This window comes from Candidatus Acetothermia bacterium (assembly GCA_024653305.1).
Lineage (GTDB): Bacteria > Bipolaricaulota > Bipolaricaulia > Bipolaricaulales > Bipolaricaulaceae > JACIWI01.
The window spans coordinates 1-3,715 of the sequence record JANLFW010000033.1 but is presented as its reverse complement, the minus strand read 5'-3'; the positions used below and the strand labels follow the sequence as shown (position 1 = coordinate 3,715).

Below are 3,715 nucleotides of genomic sequence, written 5' to 3'. Positions count from 1 at the left end.
GGCGAGCGGGCTCACCCCGCTTCCTTCCCCAGGATCGCCCGCGCCCGAGCCGCGTCCTCCTCCCGCACCGCCACCTTCACCCCGCCCAGGGCCGGGGCGTAGAACGGGTTCGTGGAGATCGCATGCTCGTCAAGGACGAACGCCTGGATCCCCTCCGCCTCGAGCTCCATCCGCGCCAAATGCGCATCCCCCGGTCGGCCAAAGCTGGCCACGATCACCATCCGTCCGTGTTCCTCCACAACCTTAAATGGTACCACGGCCCCTGGGGCAAGCAATCCGCACAATGATCCAGCGCGGAAACTTGGCGCTCGGGGCCTTCGGCCCCTACAATGCTCCTGTGAAGAGATGGTTGTTCATCGCGATTTTCCTCGCCGGTTCCTTCGGGGTCGTCCAGGGCACGCCTGAGGTCTGGCTCCTTCGGATCGAAGGCGAGATCGGGCGGGGCACGGTGTCCTACGTGCGGGCCGGGCTCGCCCAGGCCGCGGCGGCGGGGGCGGCCGCGGCGATCCTGGAGTTCTCCACCCCCGGCGGGTATCTCGATGCCGCCTCCGCCGCCCGTGACGTGATCCTGGACGCCCCTCTTCCCACCATCGCCTACGTCCACCGGGAGGCGTTCTCCGCCGGGGCCCTCCTCGCCATCGCCTGTGGGCGGATCTACTTCGACCCGGCCGGGGTGATGGGCGCGGCAACCCCGGTGTACTTCGAGGACAGCCAGATGCGGGAGGCCCCGGAGAAGACCGTGTCCGCGGTGCGCAAGCTTTTCAAGGCCACGGCCGAGGCCAGGGGGCGCCCGCCGGAGGTGGCGGAGGCGATGGTGGACCGGGACGTGGTGATCCCGAACCTCGTGGAGCGGGGCAAGCTCCTCACCCTGACCGCGAATGAAGCCGCCCAGTGGGGGTACTCCGACGGCGAGGTGGCCGACCTCGGTGGGCTCCTTGTGGCGGCGGGCCTTCCCGGGGCGGCGGTGGTCCGGTTTTCCCCGCGCTGGGTGGACTCCCTGGCGGCCACCCTGACCTCGCCGTGGGTGGCGGCGATCCTCATCACCGTCGGGGTGTTGGGCCTGATCGTGGAGGCGCTCACCCCCGGGTTCGGCCTTCCCGGAACGGTGGGCATCGGCTGCCTCGGGCTCTTCTTCTGGGCCCACTACTTCGTCGGCCTCGCCGGATGGGAGTCGCTGGTGTTCTTCGTCGGGGGCGCGGTGGCGATGCTCCTAGAAGTATTCGTGTTCACCGCCAGCGACTTCGGCCTGGCCGGGCTCCTGGGTCTCGTGCTGATCGGCCTTGGGTTCTACACGGCCATGGTCGGGCCGTTCACCCGGCCCGACGAGGCGCTCGGGGCGGTGGGGGCGGTATCGGGGGGCCTGGTGGCGGCGGTGGTGGGGGTGGCCGTCCTCCTCACCCGGCTTCCCAAGAGCCGCCTGCGGCTAGGCGGGGTGATCCTGTCCTCGACGATCACCGGCCGGGCCACGGACCGGGGAACCGCCCCGGCCCCAGCCAGCCCATGGGTCGGCCGGCGCGGCGTAGCGGCAAGCGACCTCCACCCGGTGGGGGTGGGGGACTTCGGTGGGGAGCGGGTGGACGTGACGTGCGAGGAGGGGTTCCTCCCTAAGGGGACCGCCATCGTGGTGGTCAGGGACGAGGGCTACCGCAAGGTGGTCCGTCGAATCGAAGGAGGGGAGTGAACGATGGCAGTTCTGATTGCGATTCCGGTACTGGCGATCCTGTTCCTGTGGCTGTTCTTCTACTTCGTTCCGGTGGGATTGTGGATCTCAGCTGTGGCCGCCGGGGTCCCGGTGGGGCCGGTTACGTTCATCGGCATGCGCCTCAGGAAGGTGAACCCCCACCGGGTGATCATGCCCATGATCGCGGCGTGGAAGGCGGGGATCAAGCTCTCCACCTCGGACCTGGAGGCCCACTACCTCGCGGGGGGGAACGTGGAGCGGGTGGTGCGGGCCCTCATCTCGGCGGACAAGGCCGGGATTGCCCTGGGGTTCCAGCGGGCGGCGGCGATCGACCTCGCCGGCCGCGACGTGTACGACGCGGTGGCGATGAGCGTGAACCCGCGGGTGATCGAGACCCCGAAGGTGGCGGCGGTGGCCAAGGACGGGATCGAGCTCCTTGCCATCGCCAAGATCACGGTGCGGGCCAACATCGAGCGCCTCGTGGGCGGGGCCACCGAGGCCACCGTGATCGCCCGGGTGGGGGAGGGGATCGTGTCCGCCATCGGGTCGGCCAACTCCCACAAGGAGGTGCTGGAGAATCCGGACTCCATCTCCAAGCTCGTCCTCTCGAAAGGGCTCGACGCCGGGACCGCGTTTGAGATCCTGTCCATTGACATCGCGGACGTGGACGTGGGCCGGAACATCGGGGCCGAGCTTCAGACGGCCCAGGCCGAGGCCGACCTCAAGGTGGCGCGGGCCAAGGCCGAGGAACGACGGGCGATGGCGATCGCCCGGGAGCAGGAGATGAAGGCCCTGACCCAGGAGCGACAGGCGGCGGTGGTCGAGGCCGAGGCGGAGATCCCGCGAGCGATCGCCGAGGCGTTCAGGAAGGGGCAGCTGGGGATCATGGACTACTACCGGCTGCGGAACATCCAGGCCGACACGCGGATGCGGGAGGGCTTGGCCCGGCCGGAGGAGCCTCCGGAGAAGCGGTCGAGGGGGTGAGGGATGGGGGCGAGTTCGGTGGCGGGGAAGCTCTGGGAGCTTCTGCGGGAGGATCCCCGCCTGGCCATCCTCCTTGGGGAGATCCTCGGCCCTCCTCCCAGCTCGGGGGAGGGCCCCCCGCGTCCCTGGGAGGCCTGACCTACTCGTTGGGGGTCTGGCTACCCCTGGGGGGAGCAACCACGCTTCCTTCGGGGGAGAGGCGCTTATCCCATTCTCCCTCCCCTTTGCGGGAGAGGGTGAGGGGGACGACGGCCAGGGCTCTTGGGGCGGGTGACCCTGGTCTTCTCAGGAACCGAGGCTCCCGGCTTGGGGGGGTGACCGCCAAGCTAGCGCATCTCGGCTATCCTTCGCCTGAGGAGAAGAGCGATGAATGCCGAGCTTGAGCGGCGGCGGGATGAACTGGCTGCTCTGTGCCGCCGGTTCCGTGGGCGCCGCCTGGAGGCCTTCGGTTCCGCGGCTGTGGGTGGTTTCCGCGAGGAAACCAGTGATCTCGATTTCCTTGTCGAATTCCAGCCGCCAATTGAGCCTGGCTACGTCGACCGGTACTTCGGGGTACTGGAGTCCCTGGAAGCGCTGTTTGGGCGGCCGGTCGACCTGGTTGTCGCCTCAGCCATCAAGAACCCCTATTTCCGGGAGTCCATCGAGCGCACCAAGGCGGTGCTCTATGAAGAGATCCTGCGCATTGCCGCCAAGCATGGGGCGCGCAACGTGCGCGTCTTTGGCTCCGTGGTCCGCGGGGAGGCAGACCAGGCAAGCGACGTTGATTTTCTCGCTGCGGTGACGAGGAAGATGTGAAGGAGGTGCCCGTATGAGACAGGTTGTGCTGTATCCTGGGGAAGACGGCTACTGGGTCGCCGAGTGTCCCAGCCTGCCTGGCTGTTTGAGCCAAGGGAAAACCAAAGAGGAAGCCATTGTCAACATCAAAGAGGCGATCGCGGCCTATATAGCGGCATTGGAAGAAGACCATCTGCCCGTTCCACCTGAGAGCCTGTTGTCCAAACCCACAAACCCTGATGACAGGCGAACTCGGAAGGGGGCTACGGCCGCTCA

At 68.0% G+C, this 3,715-nt stretch carries 6 protein-coding genes; 5 read left to right on the top strand and 1 reads right to left on the bottom strand.

The features are described from left to right. Nucleotides 1-11: 11 nt before the first annotated feature. Nucleotides 12-239, bottom strand: a complete 228-nt coding sequence (locus NUV94_07895) for a DUF2007 domain-containing protein (GenBank protein ID MCR4392659.1) — start codon at nucleotides 237-239, stop codon at nucleotides 12-14. A 98-nt stretch (nucleotides 240-337) separates the two neighbouring features. Between NUV94_07895 and NUV94_07890 the strand changes: the two genes are divergently transcribed. The 5 genes from NUV94_07890 to NUV94_07870 form a co-directional block, all read left to right on the top strand. Further along, a complete protein-coding gene (locus NUV94_07890; GenBank protein ID MCR4392658.1) occupies nucleotides 338-1,681 on the top strand; it encodes a nodulation protein NfeD in 1,344 nt (447 codons plus the stop codon). A 3-nt stretch (nucleotides 1,682-1,684) separates the two neighbouring features. After that, the gene (gene floA, locus NUV94_07885; protein MCR4392657.1) at nucleotides 1,685-2,665 is read left to right on the top strand and encodes a flotillin-like protein FloA; all 981 of its coding nucleotides are present in this window, start codon (nucleotides 1,685-1,687) and stop codon (nucleotides 2,663-2,665) included. A 3-nt stretch (nucleotides 2,666-2,668) separates the two neighbouring features. After that, on the top strand, nucleotides 2,669-2,803 hold the full coding sequence (locus NUV94_07880) for a hypothetical protein (protein ID MCR4392656.1): 135 nt from the start codon (nucleotides 2,669-2,671) through the stop codon (nucleotides 2,801-2,803). A gap of 228 nt (nucleotides 2,804-3,031) precedes the next feature. Then, nucleotides 3,032-3,460 carry a nucleotidyltransferase domain-containing protein gene (locus NUV94_07875; protein MCR4392655.1) on the top strand — a complete coding sequence of 143 codons (429 nt, stop codon included), beginning with the start codon at nucleotides 3,032-3,034 and terminating at the stop codon, nucleotides 3,458-3,460. Between the two features lie 13 nt (nucleotides 3,461-3,473). Further along, on the top strand, nucleotides 3,474-3,715 hold a 242-nt coding region (locus NUV94_07870), incomplete at its 3' end, for a type II toxin-antitoxin system HicB family antitoxin (GenBank protein MCR4392654.1).

Coding starts and splice junctions, on each gene's coding strand:
- floA (MCR4392657.1), top strand. CDS start 1,685: ATGGCAGTTCTGATTGCGATTCCGGTACTGGCGATCCTGTTCCTGTGG.
- NUV94_07880 (MCR4392656.1), top strand. CDS start 2,669: ATGGGGGCGAGTTCGGTGGCGGGGAAGCTCTGGGAGCTTCTGCGGGAG.
- NUV94_07875 (MCR4392655.1), top strand. CDS start 3,032: ATGAATGCCGAGCTTGAGCGGCGGCGGGATGAACTGGCTGCTCTGTGC.